At 45.9% G+C, this 26931-nt stretch carries 27 protein-coding genes; 16 read left to right on the top strand and 11 right to left on the bottom strand.

Translation table 11 applies throughout. From position 1 onward, the window contains the following. Positions 1-108: 108 nt before the first annotated feature. The 4 genes from ABY044_RS03610 (at position 109) to panD (ending at position 5228) form a co-directional block, all read left to right on the top strand. Complete coding sequence (locus ABY044_RS03610; protein ID WP_373018253.1) at positions 109-1080, top strand: class 1 fructose-bisphosphatase; 972 nt, start codon at positions 109-111, stop codon at positions 1078-1080. Between the two features lie 88 nt (positions 1081-1168). Beyond that, positions 1169-1705 (top strand): inorganic diphosphatase, encoded by a 537-nt coding sequence (gene ppa, locus ABY044_RS03605; RefSeq protein WP_373018251.1) that lies wholly within the window; start codon positions 1169-1171, stop codon positions 1703-1705. A 170-nt stretch (positions 1706-1875) separates the two neighbouring features. Then, positions 1876-4665, top strand: a complete 2790-nt coding sequence (gene ppc, locus ABY044_RS03600) for a phosphoenolpyruvate carboxylase (protein ID WP_373018249.1) — start codon at positions 1876-1878, stop codon at positions 4663-4665. Between the two features lie 173 nt (positions 4666-4838). Then, positions 4839-5228: an aspartate 1-decarboxylase gene (panD, locus tag ABY044_RS03595; protein ID WP_373018247.1), complete on the top strand. Its 390-nt coding sequence runs from the start codon at positions 4839-4841 to the stop codon at positions 5226-5228. A 56-nt stretch (positions 5229-5284) separates the two neighbouring features. Here panD and ABY044_RS03590 read toward each other — a convergent pair whose 3' ends face one another. The 7 genes from ABY044_RS03590 to ABY044_RS03560 form a co-directional block, all read right to left on the bottom strand. Continuing rightward, positions 5285-6010 carry a flagellar motor protein MotB gene (locus ABY044_RS03590; protein WP_373018245.1) on the bottom strand — a complete coding sequence of 242 codons (726 nt, stop codon included), beginning with the start codon at positions 6008-6010 and terminating at the stop codon, positions 5285-5287. Continuing rightward, a complete protein-coding gene (locus tag ABY044_RS03585) occupies positions 6003-6767 on the bottom strand; it encodes a motility protein A (RefSeq protein WP_373018243.1) in 765 nt (254 codons plus the stop codon). Before ABY044_RS03585 ends, ABY044_RS03590 begins: the two co-directional genes overlap by 8 nt. Before the next feature lie 40 nt (positions 6768-6807). Beyond that, positions 6808-7656 (bottom strand): pantoate--beta-alanine ligase, encoded by an 849-nt coding sequence (panC, locus tag ABY044_RS03580; RefSeq protein ID WP_373018241.1) that lies wholly within the window; start codon positions 7654-7656, stop codon positions 6808-6810. Then, on the bottom strand, positions 7656-8447 hold the full coding sequence (gene panB / locus ABY044_RS03575) for a 3-methyl-2-oxobutanoate hydroxymethyltransferase (protein ID WP_373018239.1): 792 nt from the start codon (positions 8445-8447) through the stop codon (positions 7656-7658). The genes panC and panB overlap by 1 nt, the downstream gene beginning before the upstream one ends. Before the next feature lie 15 nt (positions 8448-8462). Then, complete coding sequence (gene folK / locus ABY044_RS03570; protein ID WP_373018237.1) at positions 8463-8960, bottom strand: 2-amino-4-hydroxy-6-hydroxymethyldihydropteridine diphosphokinase; 498 nt, start codon at positions 8958-8960, stop codon at positions 8463-8465. 5 nt (positions 8961-8965) lie between these two features. After that, complete coding sequence (pcnB, locus tag ABY044_RS03565) at positions 8966-10426, bottom strand: polynucleotide adenylyltransferase PcnB (RefSeq protein WP_373018235.1); 1461 nt, start codon at positions 10424-10426, stop codon at positions 8966-8968. A gap of 88 nt (positions 10427-10514) precedes the next feature. After that, on the bottom strand, positions 10515-11183 hold the full coding sequence (locus ABY044_RS03560; RefSeq protein WP_373018233.1) for a hypothetical protein: 669 nt from the start codon (positions 11181-11183) through the stop codon (positions 10515-10517). 317 nt (positions 11184-11500) lie between these two features. Between ABY044_RS03560 and ABY044_RS03555 the strand changes: the two genes are divergently transcribed. The 6 genes from ABY044_RS03555 to ABY044_RS03530 all read left to right on the top strand — a co-directional run bounded on the left by ABY044_RS03555 (position 11501) and on the right by ABY044_RS03530 (position 16516). Beyond that, positions 11501-12106, top strand: coding sequence for a TetR/AcrR family transcriptional regulator (locus ABY044_RS03555; protein ID WP_373018231.1), 606 nt, complete (start codon positions 11501-11503; stop codon positions 12104-12106). A gap of 1 nt (position 12107) precedes the next feature. Next, positions 12108-12524 (top strand): hypothetical protein, encoded by a 417-nt coding sequence (locus ABY044_RS03550; RefSeq protein WP_373018229.1) that lies wholly within the window; start codon positions 12108-12110, stop codon positions 12522-12524. A 21-nt stretch (positions 12525-12545) separates the two neighbouring features. After that, positions 12546-13652 carry an MBL fold metallo-hydrolase gene (locus ABY044_RS03545; protein ID WP_373018227.1) on the top strand — a complete coding sequence of 369 codons (1107 nt, stop codon included), beginning with the start codon at positions 12546-12548 and terminating at the stop codon, positions 13650-13652. A gap of 97 nt (positions 13653-13749) precedes the next feature. Continuing rightward, positions 13750-14196 carry an isoprenylcysteine carboxylmethyltransferase family protein gene (locus tag ABY044_RS03540; RefSeq protein WP_373018225.1) on the top strand — a complete coding sequence of 149 codons (447 nt, stop codon included), beginning with the start codon at positions 13750-13752 and terminating at the stop codon, positions 14194-14196. Between the two features lie 119 nt (positions 14197-14315). Continuing rightward, positions 14316-15326 carry a tryptophan--tRNA ligase gene (trpS, locus tag ABY044_RS03535; RefSeq protein ID WP_373018223.1) on the top strand — a complete coding sequence of 337 codons (1011 nt, stop codon included), beginning with the start codon at positions 14316-14318 and terminating at the stop codon, positions 15324-15326. Positions 15327-15577: 251 nt separating this feature from the next. Beyond that, positions 15578-16516, top strand: coding sequence for a DUF4382 domain-containing protein (locus ABY044_RS03530; protein WP_373018221.1), 939 nt, complete (start codon positions 15578-15580; stop codon positions 16514-16516). A gap of 71 nt (positions 16517-16587) precedes the next feature. Here the strand turns inward: ABY044_RS03530 and ABY044_RS03525 are convergent, their stop codons facing one another. The 4 genes from ABY044_RS03525 to ABY044_RS03510 form a co-directional block, all read right to left on the bottom strand. Continuing rightward, the gene (locus ABY044_RS03525; protein ID WP_373018219.1) at positions 16588-17436 is read right to left on the bottom strand and encodes an amidohydrolase family protein; all 849 of its coding nucleotides are present in this window, start codon (positions 17434-17436) and stop codon (positions 16588-16590) included. A 12-nt stretch (positions 17437-17448) separates the two neighbouring features. Further along, a complete protein-coding gene (gene phnN / locus ABY044_RS03520) occupies positions 17449-18033 on the bottom strand; it encodes a phosphonate metabolism protein/1,5-bisphosphokinase (PRPP-forming) PhnN (protein WP_373018217.1) in 585 nt (194 codons plus the stop codon). A gap of 116 nt (positions 18034-18149) precedes the next feature. Continuing rightward, positions 18150-19133: a UDP-glucose 4-epimerase GalE gene (galE, locus tag ABY044_RS03515; protein WP_373018215.1), complete on the bottom strand. Its 984-nt coding sequence runs from the start codon at positions 19131-19133 to the stop codon at positions 18150-18152. Between the two features lie 46 nt (positions 19134-19179). Continuing rightward, positions 19180-20244, bottom strand: coding sequence for a glycoside hydrolase family 5 protein (locus ABY044_RS03510; protein WP_373018212.1), 1065 nt, complete (start codon positions 20242-20244; stop codon positions 19180-19182). Positions 20245-20495: 251 nt separating this feature from the next. On the opposite strand from ABY044_RS03510, the gene ABY044_RS03505 reads away from it, so the two are divergent. The 6 genes from ABY044_RS03505 to ABY044_RS03480 are packed head-to-tail and all read left to right on the top strand — an operon-like array spanning position 20496 to position 26929. After that, on the top strand, positions 20496-21686 hold the full coding sequence (locus tag ABY044_RS03505; protein WP_373018210.1) for a nucleotide sugar dehydrogenase: 1191 nt from the start codon (positions 20496-20498) through the stop codon (positions 21684-21686). A gap of 54 nt (positions 21687-21740) precedes the next feature. After that, entirely contained in the window at positions 21741-22946 is a 1206-nt protein-coding gene (locus tag ABY044_RS03500; protein ID WP_373018208.1) for an outer membrane beta-barrel protein, read from the top strand. 36 nt (positions 22947-22982) lie between these two features. Then, the gene (locus ABY044_RS03495) at positions 22983-24395 is read left to right on the top strand and encodes an O-antigen ligase family protein (protein ID WP_373018206.1); all 1413 of its coding nucleotides are present in this window, start codon (positions 22983-22985) and stop codon (positions 24393-24395) included. Then, complete coding sequence (locus tag ABY044_RS03490) at positions 24388-25329, top strand: glycosyltransferase family 2 protein (protein WP_373018204.1); 942 nt, start codon at positions 24388-24390, stop codon at positions 25327-25329. The genes ABY044_RS03495 and ABY044_RS03490 overlap by 8 nt, the downstream gene beginning before the upstream one ends. Continuing rightward, positions 25326-25901 (top strand): serine O-acetyltransferase, encoded by a 576-nt coding sequence (locus ABY044_RS03485; protein ID WP_373018202.1) that lies wholly within the window; start codon positions 25326-25328, stop codon positions 25899-25901. The genes ABY044_RS03490 and ABY044_RS03485 overlap by 4 nt, the downstream gene beginning before the upstream one ends. Further along, on the top strand, positions 25898-26929 hold the full coding sequence (locus ABY044_RS03480; RefSeq protein WP_373018200.1) for a glycosyltransferase family 2 protein: 1032 nt from the start codon (positions 25898-25900) through the stop codon (positions 26927-26929). Before ABY044_RS03485 ends, ABY044_RS03480 begins: the two co-directional genes overlap by 4 nt. Positions 26930-26931: the final 2 nt, after the last annotated feature.

Genomic DNA, 26931 nt, shown 5'->3' with positions numbered 1-26931 from the left:
AAAAGTTCATGGATTTTTGCCGGAGGACTTGGCGATGAACTTGTACCTTTTAAAGTCAACATGATAGAATTGCCGCAATTTTTTCAATTAAACATAGAGAGAATCTCGATGAAACGACTAGATCAAGTATTAGCTGCCGATGGCGTACCAGCGGAATTAGAGCTTGTTATCAAAGATGTAATGGTTGCATGTAAAGATATCGCATACAAACTAGGCCAAGGTGAGCTAGCGGGCATCTTAGGCGCAACTGAAGATGAAAACGTTCAAGGTGAAACTCAAAAGATGCTTGACGTTATCTCTAACGACCTACTAAAAGACATTCTAGTTGCAAACCCATATGTCCGCGGTGTTGGTTCAGAAGAAGAAGACTACACAATTGCCGGTCATAACGATGGTAAATACCTAGTTACATTCGATCCGTTAGACGGTTCTTCAAACATCGACGTCAACCTTTCTGTCGGTACGATCTTCTCTATCCTTGAAGCAAAAGACGACCAGTCAGGCGACAACCAAGAAGTATTCCTACAAAACGGCCGCAACCAAGTCGCAGCCGGTTACGTTCTTTACGGACCTTCGGCTTTATTGGTAATGACAACCGGTAACGGCGTAAACCTATTCACTCTAGATACTAACATCGGTGAATTCGTACTGACCAAAGCGGCTCTTCAAATCCCTGAAGATACTGCCGAGTTCGCAATCAACATGTCAAACCAGCGTTTCTGGGAACCGGAAATGAAGCAGTACATCGACGACTGTTTACAAGGTGAAGAAGGTCCTCTAGGCAAGCGTTACAACATGCGTTGGGTTGCATCCATGGTTGCGGAAGTACACCGTATCCTTATCCGTGGTGGTATCTTCATGTACCCTTACGATAACCGCGATCCTTCTAAAGCCGGTAAACTTCGTCTAATGTACGAAGGTAACCCAATGTCTATGATCGTTGAACAAGCAGGTGGTGCTTCTTCAACCGGTCGTATGGACATCATGGACGTACAGCCTCAAGGCATCCATGACCGTGTACCTGTTGTACTGGGTTCTAAAAACGAAGTGGCAAAAGTAGTGGCTTACCACAAAGGTTAATCAACAACCTTTAAGCATCAACTTTTAACACCCGCAACAGCGGGTGTTTTAATTTAATCGTTACCAACAGAATTTAAGGAATAAAACCATGGGTTATTCAGCCGTTCCTGCAGGAAAAGACCTGCCAAACGACATCAACGTAGTTATTGAAATTCCGGCTTTTGCTTCTCCGATCAAATACGAAGTCGATAAAGATACCGATCTTGTATGGGTTGACCGCATTCAGGGCGCTACGATGCAATATCCGGCCAACTACGGATATATCAACGACACTTTGGCTAACGACGGTGATCCGGTCGACGTTCTTGTCGTCACACCTCACCCGCTAATGATCGGTTCCGTTATTCGCTGCCGTCCGATCGGAATCCTAAAAATGACAGACGACGGTGGTGAAGACGCTAAAGTCGTTGCGGTTCCTGTGGATAAACTGACCCCGATCTACAAAGACATTACCGCGGTTGAGCAAATCCCTCTACTTAAAGAACAGATCGAACATTTCTTTAACCACTACAAAGCCCTAGAGCCTGGTAAGTGGGTAAAAATCGACGGCTGGGGCGATGTCGAAGTCGCTCGCGAAGAGATTTTAGCCGGCGCTAAGCAATACCAAGAAAAGAGCAAGGCATAAGCCCGACGCCCTTCTTATAAAAGAGCCCCTTTTCGGGGCTCTTTTTTTATCACCACACATCAACCGTTCCCACATGGCCGCGCCCTAGCAAGCAAAAAGAGTTTCAAAAATCATTCAAATATTCTGTTATAATTCGCGGTAATTTGTGTTTAAAAAAACTGAGAGTGAACATGGCTGTAGAAAAGCGAGATAAGCAACTTAGAGCAAGAGTCAAATTACTTGGGAGTCTTCTAGGTGAAATTATTGAAACACAGGTTGGAAAGCCTGTCCTGGATGCTATCGAAAAACTACGAACCGGCTATATTCAACTAGACGGCAAAGAAGATCCTGCACTTCGTTCAGAACTCACCGCATTTATTGAAGAACAGTCTGCCGAAGATCTGATCCTGATCATTCGCGCTTTCAACATCTATTTCAGCTTAGTCAACCTTGCCGAAGAAGAACACCAATATCACGAGCGTCAAAGCCAGTTGAAATCCGACGGCCCGTTATGGGAAGGTTCGGTTTTAAAAACCGTTGAAGAGTTCAAGTCTCAAGACATCTCAGCCGACGAACTCCAGCTTCTGTTAAATAAATTGAATTACATCCCGGTCTTCACCGCCCACCCGACGGAATCAAAACGTCGTGCGGTCATGGAAAACCTGCGTAAGATCTTCCTGACACTGGGTGAATTGAACGAAGCGGAAGCGTATAACAACCCTTATGCTCAAGAAGAAGTTATCAGAAAACTTCAATACCAGATTCAGGTTTTGTGGAAAACCGACGAAGTCCGTCGCCAAAAGCCAACCGTTCAAGACGAAATCCGCAACGGGATTTACTATTTCCGCCAATCGCTGTTCACGGCGGTACCTCAAGTGTATCGTTACATGGAACGTGCTTTGGCAAGATTCTATCCCGACGACAATATTGAAGCGCCAAACTTCCTGACTTTCGGTTCATGGATCGGCGGCGACCGCGACGGTAACCCGTTCGTTACTCACGAAACCACTGTTGAAGCACTGTTACTGCAAACACGCTCGGCGCTATATGAATACCAAAACCGCGTGTTCGATCTAAGCCACAAGTTGACGCACTCTCGCTACATCAGCAACATCAATCAAGACTTGTTGAACAAAGCGACCATTGTAGATGCAGACCTGCAGGAAGCCGTATTCAAGAAACGCCCGGATCGTTTCAAAGACGAACCTTACCGCCGTTTCCTATATTTAATTCGAGGACGTCTACAACAAAACTTGAACTATGTAGAAGCCAAATTGAACGGTACGCCGATCAAAAGATCCGGCTTTGCTTACTCGGGTGAAGACGAATTATTGGCTGACTTGCAGCTTATCCATCAATCACTTTGCGAACACGGTGACGAAAATGTAGCCAATGCCGACCTTCGTGACTTGATCCGTTTAGTACAAACTTTCGGTTTCTACTTAATGCGTCTTGATATTCGTCAGGAATCGAATGTGCACAGCGATGCCGTAGCGGATTTGCTATCACACCTGAACATCGACTACCCTGCTTTACCGGAAGCGGATAAACTTGAGCTTTTGGCTAGTCATGTTGCCTCTGCGACGATCATCGACACTCAGCATCTGAAACTGAACAAGATGACCAAAGAAGTATTGGAAGTCTTCAACGTTATCCGCAAAATGCGCAAAGAAATCAGCCATAAAGCGTTTAACAACTACGTTATTTCGATGACGCACGAAGCCAGCCATGTGATGGAAGTACTTTTCCTAGCCCACCAGGCAGGGCTTGCCGGTTACAATGCCGGCAAACCGTATTGCGATATTCAAATCAGTCCTCTATTCGAAACCATTGAGGACTTGAAGCACATTGTACCGGTAACGACCTCATTACTTGAAAACGCAACTTACCGCACGATGCTGCACGCGTCGGGCAACCAGCAAGAAATCATGCTCGGTTACTCGGACTCGGCGAAAGACGGCGGAAACCTTTCATCGGCCTGGAGCCTATACCAAGCCCAACAATCGATTATGGCGGTTGCGGATCAGTACGACATTGAGTGCCGACTATTCCACGGACGTGGGGGCACGGTCGGACGTGGGGGCGGACCAACTCACCATGCGATCCTTTCGCAGCCAACCGGCACGGTTCGCGGTGCAATCAAGTTCACCGAGCAAGGGGAAGTTCTGTCGTACAAGTACAGCAATGCTGAAACCGCTATGTATGAATTGTCACTGGGTGTCACCGGCTTGATGAAAGCAAGTACCGGTTTGATCAAACCGACCAAACAGGACAACCCTGAATACTTGGAAATCATGCAAAATCTTGCCAATCAGGGTGAGCACTGTTTCCGTGAATTAACCGATCATACTAAAGGATTTTTTGAATTCTTCTATGAGGCGACTCCGGTTACCGAGATCGGCTTGCTTAACATCGGCTCTCGCCCTTCTCACCGCAAGAAAGGCAATTTGTCCAAGTCTTCCATCCGTGCTATTCCATGGATTTTCGGTTGGGCACAAGCTCGCCTGACGTTCCCTGCCTGGCAGGGAACCGGTTATGCTTTGGACAACTGGATCAAAGAACACGGCGACGACAAACTGAAAGAGATGTACGAAAACTGGCCGTTCTTTAAAGGCTTGTTAAGCAATATCCAGATGGCGCTATTCAAAACCGACCTGCAAATCGGTGCGGAATACACCAAACTTGGCCGTAACCAAGAAGATGCCCAGAAAATCTATAATATGATTGCCGAAGAGCATACTCGCGGCGTGAAACGCATTCTTGAAATTACCGGGAATGAATACCTAATGGCGGAAACTCCGGCATTGGCTCTGTCCTTGAATCGTCGTACGCCTTACTTGGAACCTCTGAACAACATCCAGGTTGCCGTATTGAGACGCTACAAAGACGAAAACACCAGTGACGAAGAAAAAGCGATCTGGTTAACGCCTCTGCTTAACAGCATCAATGCCATCGCGGCAGGTATGCGAAACACGGGTTAAACTGTACATACAGGCCTTAAAAAACATGAACCCCGCAGCAACGCGGGGTTTTATGTTTTTTTCCAAAAAAATCAGTATAATATCGCGCTCAACTTTAAAATTTCGCGGTTAGAGAGCTTATTGGCTCCAAACTAAGTAATGGTGATCCCATTCATTTAACCATAGAGATAAGTATGCAAGTAACACTTTTAAAATGTAAATTACATCGCGTCACGACCACGCATGCGGAATTAGATTATGAAGGTTCCTGCGCTATCGACGGCCACTTGATGGAAGTCGCCGGCATTCGTGAATATGAACAAATTCAAATTTACAACATCAACAACGGTAAGCGCTTTACGACTTATGCGATCCGTGCTGAAGATAACAGTGGAATCATTTCGGTCAATGGCGCTGCGGCTCACAAAGCCAGTCCCAACGACCTATTGATCATTGCTACATACGCCTCCATGAGCGAAGCGGAAGCGGATCAATTTAAACCTAAATTGGTCTACGTCGACGGTGAGAACAAAATCACCCATACCCGCAACACGATTCCTACCCAAATGATGAAAGCGGTTTAATTACCGAAATCATCCGACAGCTATAATCAGGCCTGCGCAGAACGCAAAAAATATTTTTAGCGATTGCCGGGCCTGTGATCCATCGGCACAATCAAAACTTCGACACGTCGGTTTTTAGCCAGTTCATTTTCCGTTGTTCCGGATGCAATAGGGACCGTATCAGCCAAACCAATCGCCTGAGCTTGCGACGACCTGATAATTCCTCGATTAACCAATTCTACGATCACACTGGCCGCCCTCGCACTGGATAATTCCCAGTTTGATTTGAAGCGCCCCCCGATTACCGGCAGAGCATCGGTATGACCGATCACCTGAATTTGTACATTCTCTTTATAAAAACCATCAAAGTTGGTTAACATTTCGATAAATTCGGGCTTTAATTCGGCCTTACCGGGCGCAAACGCGATCTGCTCGGGAAACGTCACCCTAATCTCGTCACTCTGCTTAATGTAATCAATCTTAATGGTCGATTGACCACCTCCGTTCTGAGAGGAAAAGTTATCGATTAAATCCCGATAAAGTGGATATAAATCGTTGGAAATGGTTTTCTGTTCGCTCGGGAATTGCGTTCTGCCTACATCCAAGGAATGGAAATAATTGGCCTGCTCGTCGGAAAGCACCGAACCGTGCCCCAAAGTCTCGGTCAAAGACTCCACGGCGGCTTTGTATTTAGGAATCTCGATACTCGACATTGCAAACAACAATACGAACACCGCCATCAATAGCGACATCAAGTCGGCAAATGTCATCAACCATGCCGGCCCGCCCGCTTTTTTAGCCATCTACTTCGACCTTTTTACGGCCTTGTAGATAAGGCGCCAACAAATCACGCATCACCGCCGGATTATGCCCTTCGGTAATGCTTTCTATCGCTTCTATAATCATCATTTGACGATAAGATTCACCCTGGGCCCAGGACTCGATTTTGTCAGCCATAGGCAATGCAAACAGGTTGGCGATCATCGCACCATACAAGGTAGTCAACATGGCAACCGCCATCGACGGCCCGATACTCCCCGGATCGCTCAAATTCGCCAGCATCTGAATCAACCCGACCAAAGTTCCCATCATACCGAACGCAGGGGCTGCATCGCCCACGGCTCGAAATACGCCGGCACTGGTTTCCGCACTATCGATCAACAGACGGTTCTTCTCTTTCAAGGCCTGCTTAACCAGTTCGGAAGAGTAACCATCGACCAGCATTCGAATACCGTCACGGTAAAAATCATGATTGATTTCGTACCCCTCCATTGCCAAAGGCCCTTTAAGACGGTTAATCCTCAAAAGTTCTTCCGTAATATCAATAAGTTGATTCAAATCCTTGATTTGATGATCCGTCCTCAGCACTCTAAACGACATGCCAATGGCTGAAAAAGACTCTTTCATGGAATAACGAATCATGGTGGCGGCGACGGTTCCACCGACAACGATCATTACCGAAGGCACATTGATGAACAGCGCAAGGGATGAGCCCATCGTCATAGCGACGAGAACAATAGAAATACCGGCAAACAAACCGATTAAGGTAGAGAAACTCATAAGCGCATTTTAACCTTAAAAAAAGAAAGGTTGATAATTTTTAGCTGACCAATATGTTGTCTAACAAACGGGTATGGCCAAGCTTTGCAACGGCAAGTACCGCAAATTCGTTTTCTTGAGGAGCGGATTCAAGCAACGTCTGAGGATGGACGATCTTCACGTAGTCAACACTGTCGAAACCGACCGCCGACAAGTTTTGTATCGCAGCCTTTTCCAGCGCTTGAAAATCTCGATTTCCGGACTTAAGCGCCGTAACGACATCCAGTAGAGTCACATACAGTTTTGGGGCAATTTGACGCTGCTCCGAGCTCAAATACTGATTACGGGAACTCAAGGCCAAACCGTCTTCATCGCGTGCAATCGGCCCGCGAATCAATTCGATCGGCATCGCCATATCCCGCACCATCTGCTCAATAACACAGAACTGCTGGTAATCTTTTTGTCCGAATACGGCAACATCCGGCTGAACCATGTTGAACAGTTTGGAAACTACCGTGGTCACGCCGTCGAAATGACCGGGGCGACTCGCCCCCTCAAGCAACTCCGTCAACTTCGCCGGTACTTTAACCAATGTCTGATCTTGCCCCTGAGGATACATCTCTTCGACACTAGGGTAAAAAACGGCGTCCACCCCCGCCATTTGCAACTTCTGCTGATCCGCTTCAAATGTTCGCGGATAAGCATCGAAATCTTCATTCGGGCCAAACTGTAACGGATTGACAAAAATACTCGCAACCACCTTATCGCAATGCTGTCGGGCTAACTCCATCAGACTCAAATGGCCGTCATGTAAATTTCCCATTGTCGGCACAAAACCGATTCTCAGCCCTTCCGACTTCCACTCTCGAACTTGAGCTCTTAAGCGTTCAACCCGTTCGACAATCAACATCAACCTACCTCGTGACAAGCTTCGGGAAAACTCCCCGCTCTAACAGCCGAAACATAATCGGTCAATGCCTGCTGAATCGAACCACTCTGCTGTAAAAAGTTTTTTGAAAATTTCGGTGCCTTGCCGACAGTCAACCCTAACAGATCATGTAACACCAACACCTGCCCCGAAGTCTCTTTACCGGAGCCGATACCGATGACCGGAATAGAAAGGTTCTCGGTAATCATTTTTGCCACACCGCTCGGAACGCATTCCAACACTAACATTTCAATGCCGGCATCTTGCAATTCGACAGCCTCTTCCAACAATCGCTCGGCCGAATCGGCATCTTTACCTTTCACTTGGTAACCGTGCTTTTCGACGGATTGCGGCAACAACCCTAAATGTCCGCAAACAGGAATACCCAGTGCCGACAATGCCTTCACCATCGGCAACACTCTGGCACCGCCTTCCAGTTTCACCATATTTGCGCCGCCCTCCTTCATCAGACGCGCCGCAGCATACAGGGCGCCGTCCAAGGTAGAATCCGCCATAAACGGCAAATCGGCAATACACCAAGCCTGACGATTGCCCCTTTGAACCATTTGGGTGTGATAAACCATATCATCCAGAGTGACCGGCAAAGTCGTTGCATGCCCCTGCACGACCATCCCCAAAGAATCGCCGACCAAAATTACATCAACACCGGATTCGGACAACCAATGCGCCGTACTGGCGTCATAGGCCGTTAGACACACGATCTTTTCTCCATGCTGATATAGTTTTTTAAGTTGCTGCAAAGTCTTATGCATATAAATCCAATTTCATTAAATTTGATTATTGGCTTGCCAGGGAACGACAAAGGTCGTCTCTAACTGCGCGATTAAATCTTCCACCGTCCCCTGACCGGAAACGATCAAGCCCGGCGATATTTCGGCCAACGGCAACAAAACAAAATCTCTTGAAGCGATTTCTTTATGAGGGAGATTAAGGCGTTCGGAACTGATTTGTAACTGACCGTAAAGCAAGATATCCAAATCGATGCTACGCTCACCCCAATGACGTTTTTTTACCCGACCTTGAGCCAGTTCTATCGCCTGCAATGCATCCAACAACGCTAACGGTTCAAGATCAGTTTCAAGTAAACACACCGCATTCATAAAATCCGGTTGATCCTGAGGACCTAAAGGCTTGGAAGCATAAAGTCGAGAACGTTTGAGCAGACGCGTATCAGGCAAATTATCCAAAGACGTCAAAGCCGTTTCGATCTGCTTTCCGGGATTTTCGAGATTACTTCCCAGACCGATGTAAACCAGTTCCGCCATTCTGATTAATTATCGGCCGAACTTGCCGGAGACGACTCCGATCCTTTTTGGCTACGTTTACGTAAGAAATTTCGGTTACGGCGAGGCTTTCGCCCTTTACGCTGTTTTTTTTCGACGGCATTCGCAAAGGCAACCTGCTCAACCGGATCTTTTTCTTGATACTCGGTCCACCAGTCAAACAACTCTTGAACTTCGGTTTCTCCCGCGGCCGCACGAATCCCCATGAAATCATATGCAGCTCTGAAACGAGGATGTTCGCTCAATTTCTGTGCTCTCGGTCCCTGTCGCTTAGACAAACGCCCTTGCAGATTCCAAATATCGCGCATCTGTGCGGTAAAACGCTTTGGAATCGCCGTGCAGCGAATCTGCTGTTCAATCACGTCGTTGGCCGCTGCATATAATGCATCCTGGTAGACCATTCCACTGTCCAAGTGCACCTGCTTTCTCTGCAACATCGGCTCCCACAGCATGGCCGAGAACAAGAACGACGGATTAACAGTCTTACCACTACGAATACGCTCGTCGGTACTTTTAAGTGCCTCGATAACCAGCATACGCGGGAACCCTTGCGACTCCTCGGCTAAAATCTGCTCGGTCAACGGGAAAAGATATGAGAACAAGTCGTAATGACGCAACTTCTCGAATACGGAAATCCCGGCACCGCTGTGGAATAATTTCAATACTTCTTCGAACATGCGCGCATTGGAAACATCCGACAATAAATGCCCCAACTCGGCAATCGGCGCTTCGGTCTTAGCCTCGATATTGAAACCGAGTTTTGCCGCAAAACGAATCGCGCGGATCATGCGCACCGGATCTTCACGGTAACGGGTGACCGGGTCACCGATTAAACGCAATTGGCCCGCCTTAATGTCGTCCAAGCCGCCGGCATAATCGATGACAGTAAAATCTTTGATATTGTAATACAGCGCATTCACCGTAAAATCGCGACGCCAAACATCTTCATCGATCGTGCCGTAAACATTATCGCGCACCAAGCGCCCAGAATCGTCGACTTCACGTGCTTTACCGCTTAAACGCCCCTTACGGCCGAAATAGTCTTGGCGATTTTCGCCTTCTCCCTGCCCCCTGAAAGTTGCCACTTCGATCACGGTACGACCAAAACGGACGTGCGCCAGACGAAAACGTCGTCCAATCACCTGACAGCGACGTTTAAACACCTCTTTAACCTCGTCGGGATCGGCATTGGTGACCACGTCGAAATCTTTAGGCTCCAAGCCCAAAAGCAAATCTCTTACACACCCGCCAACCAAGTAGGCGTCATACCCGGCGCGTTTCAAACCATACAGTACATCCAATGCCGATTTATCAATGTCTCGGCGCGAGATGCCGTGCTCTTCTCGAGTAATAATTTTGGGCGTGGTATTAAGCGGTATGTGTGCGGTTGGTTTCGCAGTTTTGCGATTAGAGAGATAGGATGAAATTTTTCGAATAATTCGTTGCATGGAATGCCATAAGTTAGCGTCTGAAATTAAGTGCCCATTTTAGCCGCTTTTCCTCAGAGTTCAAAGTATTAGATGGTTTTAGAGGACTTTAAATGACTTTTTCATAGACTCTCGACTCACCGACGAGCTCAACCTCTTTATCGACGCAGACATCCAACAACTCCAAAAGAAATGCATTGAAAAAAGGACACGACAATGATTGCTGAGAAATCGTCTCCTTTATTTCAAGATAGGAACCGTTGATGGACATCGGTTGAACCCCGTACTTCCTTAATTTTCGCAAGTTCATATCGAGGTAACGGTCGAGTTTCTTGTCACATCGCGTCTGCCTGACGCGATCCAAAATATTATCGATCACTTCCTGAGTCAGGATTTTAAACCGCGGCTCTCCCGCAATTTTAAAAACCTCATGATGGCAACTGGTCGCATGATGATGAAGGCAAGAATCCGTAAAAAATTTAACGGCGACGGTATATTCAGACGGAATACCATGAGAGTTATGGGGCGAATACCACTCCAGCAACCCTTCCGTGACCACTCGCACCACCCTTTTATCCCCAAGATTCCGCATAGCCTGCAATGCCTGCAACTTGGGAAAGCGAATCTCTTCATTCATCGCCTCACTGATCGGCACAGTCGACCAATGATACTTCTTCGGGTCTTTCTGTTCGTTAAACGTAGAAATAAGATGCTCCCGGTTCACAAACTCCAAGTAGTCTCCCGAGCCGTCTTCAAAAATACGAAATAAATAAATCAATAAATCTTCCCACCCCAGGTCGCCCAAAAATTTCAGACGGTAAATCATTAAAAAAATTGATTGAGAGTAATAATTCTATCCTATGACGCATCACATTTAAACCCTAATCAAAATTAGAGTTTTTTATGAAATCATAGAGTTATTAAGAAGTTAGAACCAAGAAGGGCTAACTCGTCTTTATTAAAAGCTTTCATGAGATGTACCACCCTATAAAAGCAACAAATTGCAAACCGTCGCTCTTAATAAAAACGGGTTGACTTTTGTACTAGAACAACTATTCTAGAATTAAGATTCTAGGCAAGATCCAAGGAAGGTTAATGTCGTACCTCAACACCCAAAACCACTCGAATACCGTTCTCAAGGTACTCAACAGTGCACTCGTACTATTTGTTGAAAAGGGTTTCTTCAATACCTCAATACCCGATTTGGTAAAACATTCCGGCGTGAGTACCGGTTCCATCTATCACGCTTTCCAAGACAAACAAGCCATTGCAGAAACTTTAATGTCGGCCCTACTTCAACAGATAGAACGCGAACAACTGCAAATACTCAATCAGCACGGCCGCTGCAAGGCACGATTTTACGCCTTGTCTAAATGGATGATTGATACGGCGGAAGAACATCCACATGTCATGCAATTCATTTTGACGGCACGTCACAAAGAATTTATGCCTGATTTAAAACCGATTTGTTCGTCTCAACCATTTATTACTTTGAGAAACGTCATCCACCAGGGAATGCTGGAAGGCAGCGTTCAAGAAATGGATCTAATGGTAGCAGCGGCCAGCTCTTACGGCGGCATACTAAGACTCATTCAACTGGGTCTGGACGGCATGCTGGAACGCCCTCTGAACACGTATTTGGACGAAATCACCCAAGTTTGCTGGAAAAGCATCGCCATCGATCAAACAATAGGAAAATAATATGGTCAAACCTCAAATAAACCTTATCTGGACATACTGGGCCATTACCGACATCCTGCTTATCATCGGCGTCACGGTAGAACCGCAGGCATTGCTCATCGCCATCGCATTTAACGTAATTCAAGTCATCCACTTTTTCTGGCTAACGCCGCAAATCTCCAACTTTGCCGTGCAGGTCAGGATCGCATATTTACTGCTACTGATTGTCGCCATGTATCCGCCACTGTATTTCATCTTCTACTTACAGATCATCGGAACGACGGCAATGGTTTTACTCAATTATTGCTTCCTAGCCCGCGTCATGTCTCTCATGCCCTGGAACATGAACGAGTCCTACAATCGTTCGTTAATCTGGAGAACCTTTTTTTCAAAACCGGTTTCAGGTAGCGTGCAACGCAACTCAACACCGGCCGTTTAATCGTTAAGAGTAAAATACACCATGAAAAAAACCCACTTCATTACTGCTATCGGGATGGCTATTACACTTTCCAATAATGCCTATTCTGCCGACGCCTATACGGAAAGCTTCGCCAACTATGCAAAGGAAATGCAAAAGTATCAAAAAGACGAAAGTTTTGATGCCTCAATCAACACTTACGAACGGGATGTAGCCAAAACGCAAAAAGCGGCCGGCTATATCGGCAAGACCCTGCCATTACCCCAACCCGTTAAAGTAGCGGATGGCGTTTATACCGTCGTCGGCAGCTTAATTTGGCACAACCCAAGCAATTACGGCCTCAACAATAACCTGACGTTCATCGTTTTCGAAGACGGCGTTTTCGTCTTTAACGGCGGAGCCAATCCGGCTTTAGCGCACGCATTCCACAAGCAGATTAAACAAATAACCGACAAACCGGTTAAGTGGGTGGCGGTCGAAAACAGTCAAGGCCATGCTTATCTAGGAGCAAGCTACTGGGTCGACCAAGGCGTTAAAAACCTCTATTCGCACAGTGTCGCCAACCGTGATTTCCATAATAACTTCGCAGGAATCAAACAGAGCTGGGGAACCCGTGTCGGCCATGAATTGACGGAAGGCGCTCGCGACGTTTCCGACAAGTTCACGACATTTGACGACAAACTGACCGTAGACGTCGGTGGTGGAGAACAGGTCGAAATCCTTAATTTCGGCCCCGGACACACACCGGGTTCCACGATTGTTTACCTGCCCAAACGCAATATCGTTCTGCCGGGAGATTTAGCTTACAACCAGCGTATGCTTGCCCTCTTCTCTTACACGGACACTCAAAAATGGACTCAAACGTTCGAAACGTTCATGGAAGCTATGCCGAAAGACGTTACCGTCATCCCCGGACACGGTGCTCCGACCACTTTGCAAAAAGTGAAAGAAGACACCTACGACTACTTAAAATTCATGCATAAAGCCGTACAAGAAGTGATTGATGCGGGCGGCACCCAAGCCGATGCAGAGAAGATCGATCAATCCGCTTATAAAACCCGCTCGGTTTACGAACAAACCTATCGAAACAACGCGGTTCACATCTATAAAGAAATGACCGGCGGCGACCTGGGCCTAAGCGACGAATAAACGCTAGTGCTCGGCCTTATTTCGGGGTTAGAATAAAAGCGTTGCCGCAGACTCGGCAACGCCTTTTTATTTGCAAATTACAAAATACAGGCCAGCCATGACCCAGATCAAACACCCGATTCTATCCTTTTCTCTGGTGACCCTACAGTTCGCCCTGATCGGGATTTTATTATTGGTTTTACCCTTAAGCCTTCACCCGATTATTCTGGGCATTCAAGCGCTTGCCATCATCATCGGTTTATGGGCGGTCTTCGTCATGCATATCGGACATTTCAACATCGTGCCCGACCCGATGCCGGAGATCGAGCTAGTAACCCATGGCCCTTATCGCTTTATCCGCCACCCAATGTATTTCTCAATCTTGCTATTTTTCCTGCCGATCGTTGTCCTTGATCTAAGCTGGCTTGCCCTTGCCCTGTATTCCGGACTGATTTTGACGTTATTCGTCAAATTAAGCTACGAAGAACAGATGCTGATGGATACGCTGCCGGAATACGAAGACTACCAACTTGCCAGCAAAAAAATCATCCCTTTTGTTTTTTAGGCAGACCGGTTCCGCGCTTTTAGGCGCTGGTCTCTGGTTATTCTCGGCAGAAAGTGCGAAAATAACGCCCATTTAAAATTCCTTAAAATCCTTAAATCGCGATTACGAAAGAACACGTCATGACAAACAAAAAACCAACACTTTTTAGCGGAATCCAGCCTTCAGGCGACCTTATGATCGGCAACTACATCGGTTCGATCAAAAACTGGGTAAAAATGCAGGACGATTACAACTGCCTGTTCTCTCTGGTCAACATGCACGCCATCACCGTAGAGCAAGACCCGAAAGACCTGTACAACCGAAGCTTGGACTTTGTGGCCCTTTACCTGGCATCCGGAATCGATCCGGACAAAAGTACGGTTTTCATTCAGTCGCACGTACCCGAGCATGCCGAATTGGCATGGGTCTTAAATTGTTCTACCTACATGGGCGAACTGAATCGCATGACGCAATTCAAAGACAAGTCGCAAAAACACGCTCAAAATATCAACGTCGGACTATTCGACTACCCGGTATTGATGGCGGCTGACATCCTGCTATACCAAACAGAAATGGTTCCGGTCGGCGCCGATCAGAAACAGCACTTGGAATTGACCCGCGACTTGGCGATCCGTTACAACAACCGTTTCGACCGGGAAATCTTCAAGATACCCGAACCGTTCATTCCACCGGCAACCTCAGGCGGCCGCATTATGAGTTTGCAAGACCCGACTTCAAAAATGTCCAAGTCGGACGAAAACAAAGACAACTTCATCGCCCTATTGGACGACCCTAAAAAGATTATTAAGAAGTTCAAAAAAGCGGTCACGGATTCCGGCTCGGAAATCGTTTACGACGTTGAAAATAAGCCTGGCGTTTCCAACTTGCTGACCATCTACTCGGTCATCAGCGGAAAATCGATCGACGAAGTGGTCAAGCACTTTGAAGGCAAGATGTACGGCCACCTAAAAGTCGAGCTTGGCGAATTGGTTGTGGATTATCTTGAACCGATTCAAACCCGCTTCCATGAAATTCGCGGAGAAGAAGCCGAGTTACGCGCCATCCTTAAAAAAGGTGCGGATCAGGCCAGAGAACAGGCTCAACAAACCCTCAAAGCCGTCCACGAAACCATCGGATTCGTTTTACCATAAGTATCGCATCCAATCGGTAGTTGCTAAAAAAGCCCCGCCAAATGGGGCTTTTTTTATTTCCGCCGATTTGTATTTCCCCATCCGAATCCATTCCAAATTCATTCCAAATTCATATCTCAAGTCTTCAAAAACCGCCACGATTTCGCAACAAACCCAAATTTATTCAATGACTGCCATTAAAAGTAAATATTTCCCATAAGGAAACATTGTCACTATAATGAACCTTTAACCATGATAATAAGGAGATCGTCATGAAACATAAATTAGCCCTTGGCATTGTTGCTCTGCCGTTATTACTCGCCGGTTGCGGCGGCGGCTCTTCGGACTCCAGCAGCACGGGAACCCTAAACCTAAACCTGACCGACGCCCCAATTGACGAAGCGCAAGCGGTTTGGGTCGAATTCACCGGCGTCTCCATTAAAAAACAGAATGACGATCCGGAAGCGCCCGAAGAATGGATTGATATCACATTCGATCAACCGAAATCCATCGACCTACTGACACTTCAGGGTAGCCAAAACATCCAACTGCTTACCGATCAGGCACTGGAAGCCGGAACCTATTCTGAAATTCGCCTGCACGTGAATGCCGTGCAAGACGGCATCGAAGACTCCTACATCACGCTGGACGACGGTAATCACGAATTAGACATCCCTAGCGGCTCGCAGACCGGATTGAAAGTGAAAGGCGAGATCGTCGTCGCGGCGGATCAGGCTGTCGGCTTCACCGTTGATTTCGACGTACGTAAATCCATCGTCGTTCAAGGCAACGGCGACTATAAACTCAAGCCGGTTCTTCATTTAACCCAAGACTCGCTTACCGGACACATTGCCGGTACGGTTGAAAGCCAATTATTAACCTCGTTAGCAAATAACTGGACTTGTTCGGACGAAGATCCTAATACCTATAATGCGGTTTATATCTATTCGGGTGCGGGAGTCACGCCGGTAGACATTAGCGGCGGCGTAACCGATCCAATATCGACGGCGCTTGTAAACTACAATGCCGATACGACCGCGTATGAATTTGAAGCTGGTTATCTGACCACCGGGGACTATACCGTGTCGTTCACCTGTCACGCCGATGCTGAAAACACCGAAACCGGCGGTGAAGACCTGCATTTCATCGGGTCGCAAAACGTTACGGTAACAGCAGGAGCAACCGCAACCGTGAACATCGTTGCACCATAAACTGCGATTTAACTCATGCAATAAAAAAGCCCTGATTTGCAGGGCTTTTTTTTATTTTAAAAATTTGCACACTATTCGGTTAAAAACAACTTCCTGGCATTTTCATAGGCTAATTTCTTGGCTACCGGTTCCGGTAACTGCGAGAGCCAGGTACGAATATCTTTCACCACAGAATCGAATGTGTTCCAGCGGTTGACGCTAAAAGTGTCTACCGCCACTAAAAATCGATCCTGGTAATCGGTAAACAACAGTACCCATTCGTCGGTTAACCCTTTATGATCGGAAAAACCATCCGTACCCAACAACAGCGTATCCCGCACCGAAGTATCGATATACAAATGATCAGGGTGACGCTGTAGAACCGAACGCAAAAAATCCGGCTCCGGACGAATACCCATGTGCGCCCATAGAACTGTGACTTTCGGTGCGATTTCAAAAATCGCATCAATGATTTCGGCGTCGCCGTGCGCCTGCAACATCAAACCATGCTTTTCGGCCAGCTTAACCAATCCTTTGAAGACTGGACTATTCTTGTCTTTAGCAAAAATATGAAATTCACCGATTCCGCGATAAAACCCTTTCTTCAACGCTTCTTCAGCTTTGGCGACAACGGTTTCGTCATACATCCAGTCACGCTTGTCTTTCAACGTTTCATACACGCCAAGAAACGGAATAATGCGTTTTGGAGCATAATGATACAACGCTTCCGTGCCATCGTTAGGCGTACTGGAAATCAAAGCGTGCGTAACCTGATTACGGTCGAAAATGGCCATAATCTGCTGCGGATCATAAGCCTTAACGTCCTCTCCACCGTAATGCAAATGACTGTCGAAAATCGGCATTTCCGCGCGAACACTCAAGCTCAAACTCAGCAAGACCAACAAGCCAGGCCACTTCAATAAATTAACCTTTTTAAACACCTTACCACTCCGTTATGCCAGGTTTTCCAAAAACAAAGAAACCAATTGTTCGCCCGCCTCTTCAATCGTGGTTTCGTTCTCGATAATTCGCATGGAACCGGTTGCCGGCAGGACAAATTCGGATGCTCTTGCAATACGTTCTTCAATCTCATCCACACTTTCTCGGCCGCGTTGAACCAGTCTTTGGCGTAGAGTCTCGGGCGGAGCCGTGATCATCACAGGAATCAAATCAGGATGAATCGAACAGGCCTGTTCAAAATAGCCGCGCGAACCGTTCATCACCACATTCAATCCTTGATTCAACCAGGTATCCACTTCCGTTCCCAGCGCATACATCCAACCGTGGCTTTGCCAATTGAATTTAAAACATCCGCGCTGCAATCGATTTGTAAACTCTGCTTCCGAAAGATGAATATGATTCTCGCCCTTTAATTCGACGGGACGGGTTATGTAGCGATGTGCAAAAATCACCGGCGCCTGACTCAAACGTTCGCGCGCATACTCCATCAAAGTATCCTTACCCACTCCGGAGGGCCCGATCACATAAAACAAGCGACCAAGCCTGCCAGCCGTTTGATTTTTATAGCTTGATTGCATTCATCTTCCTCTGTTTACCCGATAAGGCCAACATTAAAAAAAACGCCATTGTATTAAAGGAGTGCTTGAGATGACACCGAAAATTAGAGATCGAAAAAGCGAATGAACAATGAAACCTACAATTTCTTTTCCCATTGCCAAGCATGCTCAACAATGGTTTCCAAATCCGGGAATTGTGGCTTCCACCCTAACGACTGCATTGCTAAACCGGAATCCGCAACCAATACTGCAGGATCTCCTTCTCTCCTAGCACCCTCTTTTACGGTAACCGTTTTACCATCGACCGCCACAACAGCCTTAACGACATCGATCACCTGCTGAACCGAGAACCCATGACCATTACCCAAATTATACGCCAGCGCAAGTCCCGAATTTTCAGTCGTGATTTTATGTAAAGCCAAGGCGTGTGCCGAACACAAATCGTTTATATGCACATAATCCCGAATGCACGTTCCATCCGCTGTCGGATAGTCCCTACCAAAAACGGTAACGGCTTCTCGTTTACCGGAAGCCACCTGGAGAATAATGGGGATTAGGTGTGTTTCCGGGTCATGGCACTCACCAATTTCTCCCTCCGGATCTGCACCGCAAGCATTAAAATAACGCAATGAAACCGAATTCAAACCATAAGCCAGCGAATAATCCTGCAAAATCCGCTCCACCATCAACTTACTCGAACCGTATGGATTAATCGGGTTTTGTCGGTGATTCTCATCAATCGGAATATATTCAGGCTCACCAAACGTCGCCGCGGTTGACGAAAAAATAAAATGCTTCACATCATGCTTCAACATCACATTCAGTAAATTAAGGGTGTTGGCAACATTATTACGATAATACTTTTCAGGATTCTGCATGGACTCACCCACTAAACTACTCGCGGCAAAGTGCATCACGGCATCAAATCCCTTATCCGTAAACAATTGTTCCAATCGGATCGTGTCGGCCATATCTCCAACGACCAAATCGCCATAACGTGCCAGACGCTTGAAACCCGTTGACAAATTATCCAATACGGTCACGGAATGGCCGGATTTTGAAAGCATTTTTACCATGTGGGAACCTATGTAACCCGCACCTCCAACCACTAATATTTTCATACACCACTCCACACAATAAAGATACTTACAATGAGTTATGTCACCGTCAATGTCCCAATAGGGCTTTCTTCAACGGTTCCCTCCAAGCGCCTTTCTTTGGGTCATATAAACCAAAAGAAGCCGCAAGCTCCCAGTACGCCCAACCAATTCCCCTTTTCTCGAGTTCTTCACGTACAAAAGAGGCATAATTCTCTCTGGATTGCATATCTGCTTTGTTGTAAGTTCCAAACTCACCCAGATAAAGCGGATATCCATGCTCTTGACTCCAAAGCATTGCGAAATTCAATTGCCCAACAATCTCTTTTTTCTGACTTTCATTGCAGCAAGTCACGCCGGTCGGCATATCCATCGGCAAATAAGTCACGCCCTGATGTGTAAAGAAAAACGGCGAATAGTTATGAATCGTAACAATAATGTTCTGATCTTTCGGCACTTTCAATTTCGGCAAGTCGCGTACATTGTTGTAATACGTCGGCCCAATCATCACAATACGATCCGGATTCGTCTCACGCACAATCTTAAGCGCTTTGGCAGACAGCACATTCCATTTTTCGGCATTTAAACTACCATGGGGTTCATTGAGTAACTCAAAAAGCAATTTATCCGATTTATTTCTGAAACGATATGCAATTTGCCGCCACATATTCAGAAAACGTTCCTCCACCACATCGGAATCCACTCCAAATTCATTGATGTGCAGTTCCTGACCAAACAGCTGACTATAATGATGCATATTCAAAATGACATACAAGTTGCGTGACAACAACTCATCCACAACGTTTTCGACACGCTCAAAAAACGAACTATCAATGGTTGCTTGAGCCTCTTTAGAGGCATGGTTGCTCCAACGTACCGGAAGCCTTACCGTTGAAAACAGACCGTCTACCAAATCGATAAAGCGCGGCTCGACACGCACTCCCCAATCACCTTCTCTTGGCGCTTCCAGCATATTACCAAAATTGATTCCCCGGCCTAAAGCGTGGGCCACTTCACAGGTATGCTTGCTCACGGAAAAACAATTTTGCATCATTTTTTCAGAATCAGAAGCACTGGCCGTACCCCAAGAAAAGACCAAAGTTATTACGCCTAAGAACAGAGATAAGAGATTCACTGCCCCCTCCTAAGTATTTGAATATGATAAAAAATAGTCAAGAAACCGTTCCTTATAAAAAAAAGTGATAAGCCACTACTATCATCAATATTTTCATGATAACCTAATAACATTATTTTATATAAGCATATAATCTAATTTAGTGAGTTCTTTTGTGCAATTGATTTAATTAACGCGTTTTTTACCGTTTTCACTAAATAATTGTTCAAGCCTTTTGAAGTGGTTGAGCTAAAACGCTAGGAAATAAGGATATGAATACACCTCATAAAGACACCTATAAGATTACCGTTGCCGGAACGGGGTATGTAGGACTATCACTTGCCGTACTACTCGCTCAACGCCATCAGGTAATAGCGATTGATATCATTCCGGAAAAAGTTGAACTCATTAATCAAAAAAAATCCCCTATCGAAGATAAAGAAATACAGGAATACTTATCTTCGAAACCTCTAAACTTAACAGCCACAACCGAAAAAGAACTCGCCTATCAAGGTACGGACTTTGTCGTCATTGCTACTCCTACTGACTACGACACACAAACCAATACCTTCAACACCCGTTCTATAGAAGCTGTAATTGAGGACGTTTTACAATACAACCCGAATGCAGCCATGATTATCAAGTCGACCATTCCCGTCGGCTATACGGACAGCATAAAACAAAAATATCCCGACTCGATTATCATCTTCTCTCCCGAATTTTTAAGGGAAGGTAAAGCACTTTACGACAACCTCTATCCTTCTCGTATTGTCGTCGGAGAACAAAGTGAAACCGCGAAAATTTTCGCCAACCTACTCGCGGAAGCTTCACTTAACACGGATACACCGGTGCTACTCACGGATGCCACCGAAGCGGAAGCCATAAAACTATTTTCCAATACTTACCTAGCCATGCGTATCGCCTATTTCAACGAGTTAGATAGTTATTGCGAAAGTCACGGCCTTAACAGTCGTCAAGTAATCGAAGGCGTGGGCTACGACCCTCGCATAGGCAGCCATTACAATAACCCTTCATTTGGCTACGGCGGTTATTGCCTACCTAAAGACACCAAGCAGCTTTTAGCCAATTACGAAAAAGTTCCAAACAATATTATTAAGGCGATTGTTGAAGCCAACACCACACGAAAAGACTTTGTCGCCGAGCAAATCCTCAAGAACGCTCCCAAAAAAGTCGGAATTTATCGTCTAGTAATGAAACACGGTTCCGATAATTTCAGGGCATCTGCAATTCAAGGAATCATGAAACGCATCAAAGCGAAAGGAGTAGAGGTCATCATTTACGAACCAACACTCACGGACGATACCTTTTTCAATTCGCGCGTAATCAATGACCTCGAAACATTCAAGGCCCAAAGCGACATTATCGTCGCCAACCGGCTTGATCAAAACCTGGAAGACGTTTTAGAAAAAACCTACACTCGAGATTTATATGGTCGTGATTAAGTCCCCATTCACGGCGATCAAATTTACAAACTTATAAATTAAGGCAGGCTAATCGTGAAACATTATATCCAGCGCCGATACTCAATAGGCATAGTCACGCTTTTAGCGGTCTTGTCCACACCTGCGAAAGCCGTTGAAGGTACAATTACCCCCATTTTTTCGGCTGGATACCTATATGATGACAACATCCTAAGGCTCGACAAAAACTCAACCAGTACATTAAAGCGTGAGGATTCCGTCACCCAACTCAGTGCCGGATTGGATGTCAATGTTGAATTCTCACAACAGACATTGCAAATCAAAGGCCTGCTCACTCAACACAATTATCAAAACAATTCCCAACTAGACAACACTCAAGAACAATTGGATACCAGCTTTAACTGGAAAATCGGCCGCGCCCTGGAAGGCGACATCACCCATCGCTACACAAAAAAATTAGCCAACCTTTCCGACAATCAAACAATTGGATTAAGCGGTTCACAGCAAACCATCAACGATTTGGGCATTTCAGCCGATTTCGCCATTGCACCGGACTGGAAACTCGGAGCAAGTTACAGTGACAATAAATTAGACTTTGTTGACGACCCTAACAATCTCTATAACAGAAAAGACCAAATTTACGAAACGCGGATTGTCTACACATCAAAACGAGAAAATCTGATTGGCCTAAAATATAAACAACAACAATCCACATACCCTGCTCGCGACTATATTGACGGCGTTTCAACCATCGACAGCGGATACACTCTGGACTCGGTTTACCTAACCGGCAACTGGCGACCTTATGAAAAACTGATCCTAATCAGCCAAGCCGGATTCCAGTCATTGACCAACGACCACCTCAAAGCCCGTGACTTTCAAGGTTTTTCCGGAAGAATTCTAGCCATCTGGAACAAAAGTCCTAAATTCAGAGTTCAGACGATGTTCTACAACGAGATCAACCCGACAGAAGAAATATCCGCCAGTTATGCCGAATCGACCGCGTTCAGTGTAGAGCCATCTTGGCAAGTCACCGCAAAAAGCAACCTACAACTGACTTTAAAAAATGAATATAGGGATTATCAAGGTGATCCCGGCTTTTATGAACAAGCGGGACGATTTACCGACACGCTACAATCGGCCTCCCTGACTTGGCAATATGAATACAATGACACAATAAGCTTAAGCTCTGAGTTGAAACATGAAAGCCGCGACTCGACAGGTTCCTTGAGAAACTTCGAAAGTAACTCGGTGTTTGCGGAACTTACTTTGAAATTGTAATCACGTTCTCACTTAACGAAATAGAGAAAAACAATTATGATTCTTATCGCTTCTCCCATAATCGGTTTCATCACCGCCTTAATTGCGACCATCACCGTATTTATGGGTATCAAAGCGGCATCAAAGGCTAAAGACGGTGTTTTAAAGTACTATTTTTATGCCATTCTCATAAGCAGTGCAGCAACCATGTTACTTTCAAACAGGGATTTTTTGCATGAAGGGCAATACTTTCAAAGCGCTATTTTAACCAACCCGATTGCCGAATGGCTGACACGCTTCGCATCCCTTTTCACCATGCTCGCCGCCCTGGAAAGAACCGTCAACTATTTACAACACAATCGTTGGGACGGCGCACGAATCGCAATGTTATTGGTACTGACCTACTTTTGGATTACCAACCTGTTTATTCCCTTATTCATTACCAGCCAAGGTCAACTTGAAATAAAGTATTTCTACTCTTTGGCCCTCTCAATCGGTATCGCACTCAGTATTCAAAACGACCCCCAGGATGTCATCAAACATGCCCGCAACGCCATCGTCGGCTTTGTAATCGCGAGCTTGGCATTCATTTTCATCCAACCTCTCAGTGCCCTGGATATGAACTACAGCCAAGGCTATATACCCGGTCTGCCTAGATTATTCGGCCTGGCGCCTCATGCAACCAGCATGGGGCTGTTTGCCGCTCTTGCCATCTGGATCACGCTGGCTTATCCCTACGGCAAAAAAACCACGAACAAGTTGGTTATTTCACTCTGCTTCGTCGCGCTCGTTCTCACTCAATCCAAAACGGTCATGGTCTCGTTCATCATCGGGTTGCCGTTCATACTTTTCTATCTTTCAAAAGACTTTAAGAATCAACATCCCGATAAAACCAACTTCTACCAATTCGGGCTCTATACCTATATTTCAGGCGGAGTGCTATTGTTGATCATGGCATTGTCCGTTCTGCTGTTTCTCGATTACCAAGCACTCGCTTATCAATACCTCGGCGCAGAAAAAATCCACAACCTGGTCACACTTACCGGAAGAGATGTTATCTGGGAAATAGCGCTGAATGAATTCCATCAAAATCCAATTTTTGGTTACGGAGCGGGCCTTTTCTCTCCTGAGTTTCGTCAAAGCATAGGAATGATGAACGCCACCCACGGCCATAACCAATTCATTGATGCTTTGGGACGTTCGGGCATAATCGGATTTTCAGGAGTCGTTCTGCTATTTGGTTACATGCTGTTCCACTCAATCAAAATTGCCGGACAAACTAAAGGGCTTTCCCTTACATTAATGACATTACTTTGCTTGAACTCCATTACCGAAGTGCCTATTACTCTGGGAACAATCGGTCTGAACGTCTTACCCTACTACTTACTGTTAATCCTGATTTCTTCCGGCCATACGCACGCCAGAACCAAATCGGTCGAACCTAATTCAAGGACGGCCTATCATGTTTAGCGTCGTAATTCCCGTATACAATAAAGAGCATTGTCTGGCCACAACACTTCGATCCGTTTTAGATCAAAGCTACCAAGATTATGAGGTCCTATTGGTGGATGACGGTTCTACCGATCGGAGCATTGACATAATTAATCAATTTGAAGATTCTCGAATCACCCTCATCACCCAAGCAAATTCCGGGGTATCAGTGGCTAGAAATACAGGGATCAAAAATTCAAAACACCGCTGGATCGCTTTTTTAGATGCAGACGACTGGTGGCATCCGGAATATTTACAGCATCTATTCCAGGTTATTAAGCAAACTCCTGCCGCACAAACGATCGCTTCAGGATTCTATTGCATTCAAGATACCCCTGATTGGCAACCGACTCCATGGCCTCTCAATCCACCCGAGCTCGAAATCATAGAGAACTTACCGACTCGATGGATGCAAGGGATTCCGTTTTTTACCAGTTCAATCTGTGTAAAACGAGAATTCCTAATGAAACAAACGGTATGGTTCCCAGAAGGTGAGTCCAAAGGTGAAGATTTAGACTTATGGTTCAGACTTGCAGAACAGGCACCAATCCATTATCTGAATTTAGAATTAGTCGCTTACCGTGTAGAACAAGCAGGCAGTCTAAGTGAACGGAACAGCCCGACCGAAGAGAGCTATTTCATCAAACAAATGGTCAAACGTCTTCAAAACAAAGACATCCCTCGCCAACTTAGATGCCCTACAAAAGTATTTATCGCTCAAGAAAAATTACTTCGTGCCAGACAATACCTTGTTCTAAACAATAGAAAATCCGCCATAGAACTAATATTGAAAGCCTTGGCCGCCATCAAAACCAAACGCTGGTGGATGACTTTATTCATGGCCTTGTTTTTAAAGCCGGAAACCATTAAAACCTGGAACCAACAACGCTCAGGCAGAAAGGAAATATCGTGAAAAGCTGGACATTTTTCCAAGATCTTAAAGCCTCACAAGAAGGTCTATTATCTTTAGGTTTTTGGGCTTTACAAATCTATCGGTTTGGACACTTACGCTATCGTTTTACAACAAAACTTATTCGTTGGCCTTTAGGCATTATTCACCTGATTTTCGCCAAAATCGGGGAAATGCTATTTGGCGTCACCATCGGAGTATCGGCAAAAATTGGTCAACGGCTAACGATTGAACATTCAGGGGCAATTGTAATACATGGCAATGCCGTATTGGGTGACGACTGTATCGTAAGACAAGGGGTTACGATTGGGAACCGACGTCTGGATGCTCCTCTTGAAGCGCCCAAAATCGGAAACCGGGTGAATATCGGCGCCGGAGCCAAAATATTGGGAGGCATCACAATAGGAGACGATGCCGTCATCGGCGCCAATGCCGTCGTACTGATAGACGTTCCTGCCGGCGCACTCGCAGTCGGTGTGCTGGCCAAAATCAAAACCTTAGGTGTAGAGCAAAAACCGCTCGACACCTCCTCACCGATCCAAAACGATTCCGGTGAACAAGAGGCTGAAAAATGAATACAGACACTCCATCACAAACCTGCGTCGTCAGTATCATTATCAAAGCTCTAAACGAAGAAAAACGCATTGCGACAGCCATTGAAAGCGCACTGCAAGCTGTCGACTCCGTTGGAGGAGAGGTTATTCTGGCAGACTCCTATTCTACGGACAGGACGATTGAAATTGCCGAAAGATACCCGATCAAAATCGTGCAATTGGCAAACCCGAACGAGCGATGCTGCGGAATTGGGCCGCAACTAGGCTACCAATTCGCTCGTGGTAAATTCGTATATATTCTGGACGGTGATATGCAGATGCTACCGGACTTTTTGCCAAAAGCACTCGAATTCATGAGAAAGACCCCTCAAGCCGGCGGGGTCGGAGGCCAAGTCATTGAAATGAACACCCAAAGCCTGGAATTTCTGGCTCGCGTCGAACGTGCCGCTCATCATATGCAACCTGGGCTGGTCGATCGTTTGGACATGGGAGGGCTTTACCGAAAAAGCGCAATCGATTCCGTCGGTTATTTTTCGAATCGGAATCTACACAGCTATGAAGAGCTGGATTTAGCTGTCAGACTCCGATCTAAAAACTGGAAACTCTACCGTATCGAGTCAGAAGCCGTACGTCACTGGGGACATGACGCCCCACCTTACCAACTACTGACAAAACGCTGGAAAACTCGATACATCAATGGCTTAGGTGAAGTTTTGCGTGCAGCTATCGGCAAACCGCATCTAAAACTATTGTTAAAAGACATTAAAGAACTCCGCATTTATTTAGCCACGATCGTGTGGTGGTTGGTTCTAATTGTGACCTTATTCCTGCCTTTGAACTGGGGCAGCACCCTGGCACTGTTCTCTTTAATCGCCATCGCTCCAATCGGCTTAATGAGTATCCGCAAAAAAAGTTTTAGTAAAGCCCTCTACTCAGTCATTTCATGGAATTTCAATGCCGCCGGTTTGATTAGAGGTCTATTCAGCTCGCAAGCCACACTCGCTAAAATCGATTCAACCTTTTCAGATATTACACACGATAGGCCGTAACT

It is taken from the genome of Thiomicrorhabdus sp. (assembly GCF_041583835.1).
Classification (GTDB): domain Bacteria; phylum Pseudomonadota; class Gammaproteobacteria; order Thiomicrospirales; family Thiomicrospiraceae; genus Thiomicrorhabdus.
This window is presented reverse-complemented; position numbering and strand designations above follow the sequence as displayed.

What these genes read in the sequence shown, in the direction of transcription:
- ABY044_RS03610 (WP_373018253.1), top strand. Translation starts at nt 109, where the DNA reads ATGAAACGACTAGATCAAGTATTAGCTGCCGATGGCGTACCAGCGGAA.
- ppa (WP_373018251.1), top strand. Translation starts at nt 1,169, where the DNA reads ATGGGTTATTCAGCCGTTCCTGCAGGAAAAGACCTGCCAAACGACATC.
- ppc (WP_373018249.1), top strand. Translation starts at nt 1,876, where the DNA reads ATGGCTGTAGAAAAGCGAGATAAGCAACTTAGAGCAAGAGTCAAATTA.
- panD (WP_373018247.1), top strand. Translation starts at nt 4,839, where the DNA reads ATGCAAGTAACACTTTTAAAATGTAAATTACATCGCGTCACGACCACG.
- ABY044_RS03590 (WP_373018245.1), bottom strand. Translation starts at nt 6,010, where the DNA reads ATGGCTAAAAAAGCGGGCGGGCCGGCATGGTTGATGACATTTGCCGAC.
- ABY044_RS03585 (WP_373018243.1), bottom strand. Translation starts at nt 6,767, where the DNA reads ATGAGTTTCTCTACCTTAATCGGTTTGTTTGCCGGTATTTCTATTGTT.
- panC (WP_373018241.1), bottom strand. Translation starts at nt 7,656, where the DNA reads ATGTTGATTGTCGAACGGGTTGAACGCTTAAGAGCTCAAGTTCGAGAG.
- panB (WP_373018239.1), bottom strand. Translation starts at nt 8,447, where the DNA reads ATGCATAAGACTTTGCAGCAACTTAAAAAACTATATCAGCATGGAGAA.
- folK (WP_373018237.1), bottom strand. Translation starts at nt 8,960, where the DNA reads ATGGCGGAACTGGTTTACATCGGTCTGGGAAGTAATCTCGAAAATCCC.
- pcnB (WP_373018235.1), bottom strand. Translation starts at nt 10,426, where the DNA reads ATGCAACGAATTATTCGAAAAATTTCATCCTATCTCTCTAATCGCAAA.
- ABY044_RS03555 (WP_373018231.1), top strand. Translation starts at nt 11,501, where the DNA reads ATGTCGTACCTCAACACCCAAAACCACTCGAATACCGTTCTCAAGGTA.
- ABY044_RS03550 (WP_373018229.1), top strand. Translation starts at nt 12,108, where the DNA reads ATGGTCAAACCTCAAATAAACCTTATCTGGACATACTGGGCCATTACC.
- ABY044_RS03545 (WP_373018227.1), top strand. Translation starts at nt 12,546, where the DNA reads ATGAAAAAAACCCACTTCATTACTGCTATCGGGATGGCTATTACACTT.
- ABY044_RS03540 (WP_373018225.1), top strand. Translation starts at nt 13,750, where the DNA reads ATGACCCAGATCAAACACCCGATTCTATCCTTTTCTCTGGTGACCCTA.
- trpS (WP_373018223.1), top strand. Translation starts at nt 14,316, where the DNA reads ATGACAAACAAAAAACCAACACTTTTTAGCGGAATCCAGCCTTCAGGC.
- ABY044_RS03530 (WP_373018221.1), top strand. Translation starts at nt 15,578, where the DNA reads ATGAAACATAAATTAGCCCTTGGCATTGTTGCTCTGCCGTTATTACTC.
- phnN (WP_373018217.1), bottom strand. Translation starts at nt 18,033, where the DNA reads ATGCAATCAAGCTATAAAAATCAAACGGCTGGCAGGCTTGGTCGCTTG.
- galE (WP_373018215.1), bottom strand. Translation starts at nt 19,133, where the DNA reads ATGAAAATATTAGTGGTTGGAGGTGCGGGTTACATAGGTTCCCACATG.
- ABY044_RS03505 (WP_373018210.1), top strand. Translation starts at nt 20,496, where the DNA reads ATGAATACACCTCATAAAGACACCTATAAGATTACCGTTGCCGGAACG.
- ABY044_RS03495 (WP_373018206.1), top strand. Translation starts at nt 22,983, where the DNA reads ATGATTCTTATCGCTTCTCCCATAATCGGTTTCATCACCGCCTTAATT.
- ABY044_RS03490 (WP_373018204.1), top strand. Translation starts at nt 24,388, where the DNA reads ATGTTTAGCGTCGTAATTCCCGTATACAATAAAGAGCATTGTCTGGCC.
- ABY044_RS03480 (WP_373018200.1), top strand. Translation starts at nt 25,898, where the DNA reads ATGAATACAGACACTCCATCACAAACCTGCGTCGTCAGTATCATTATC.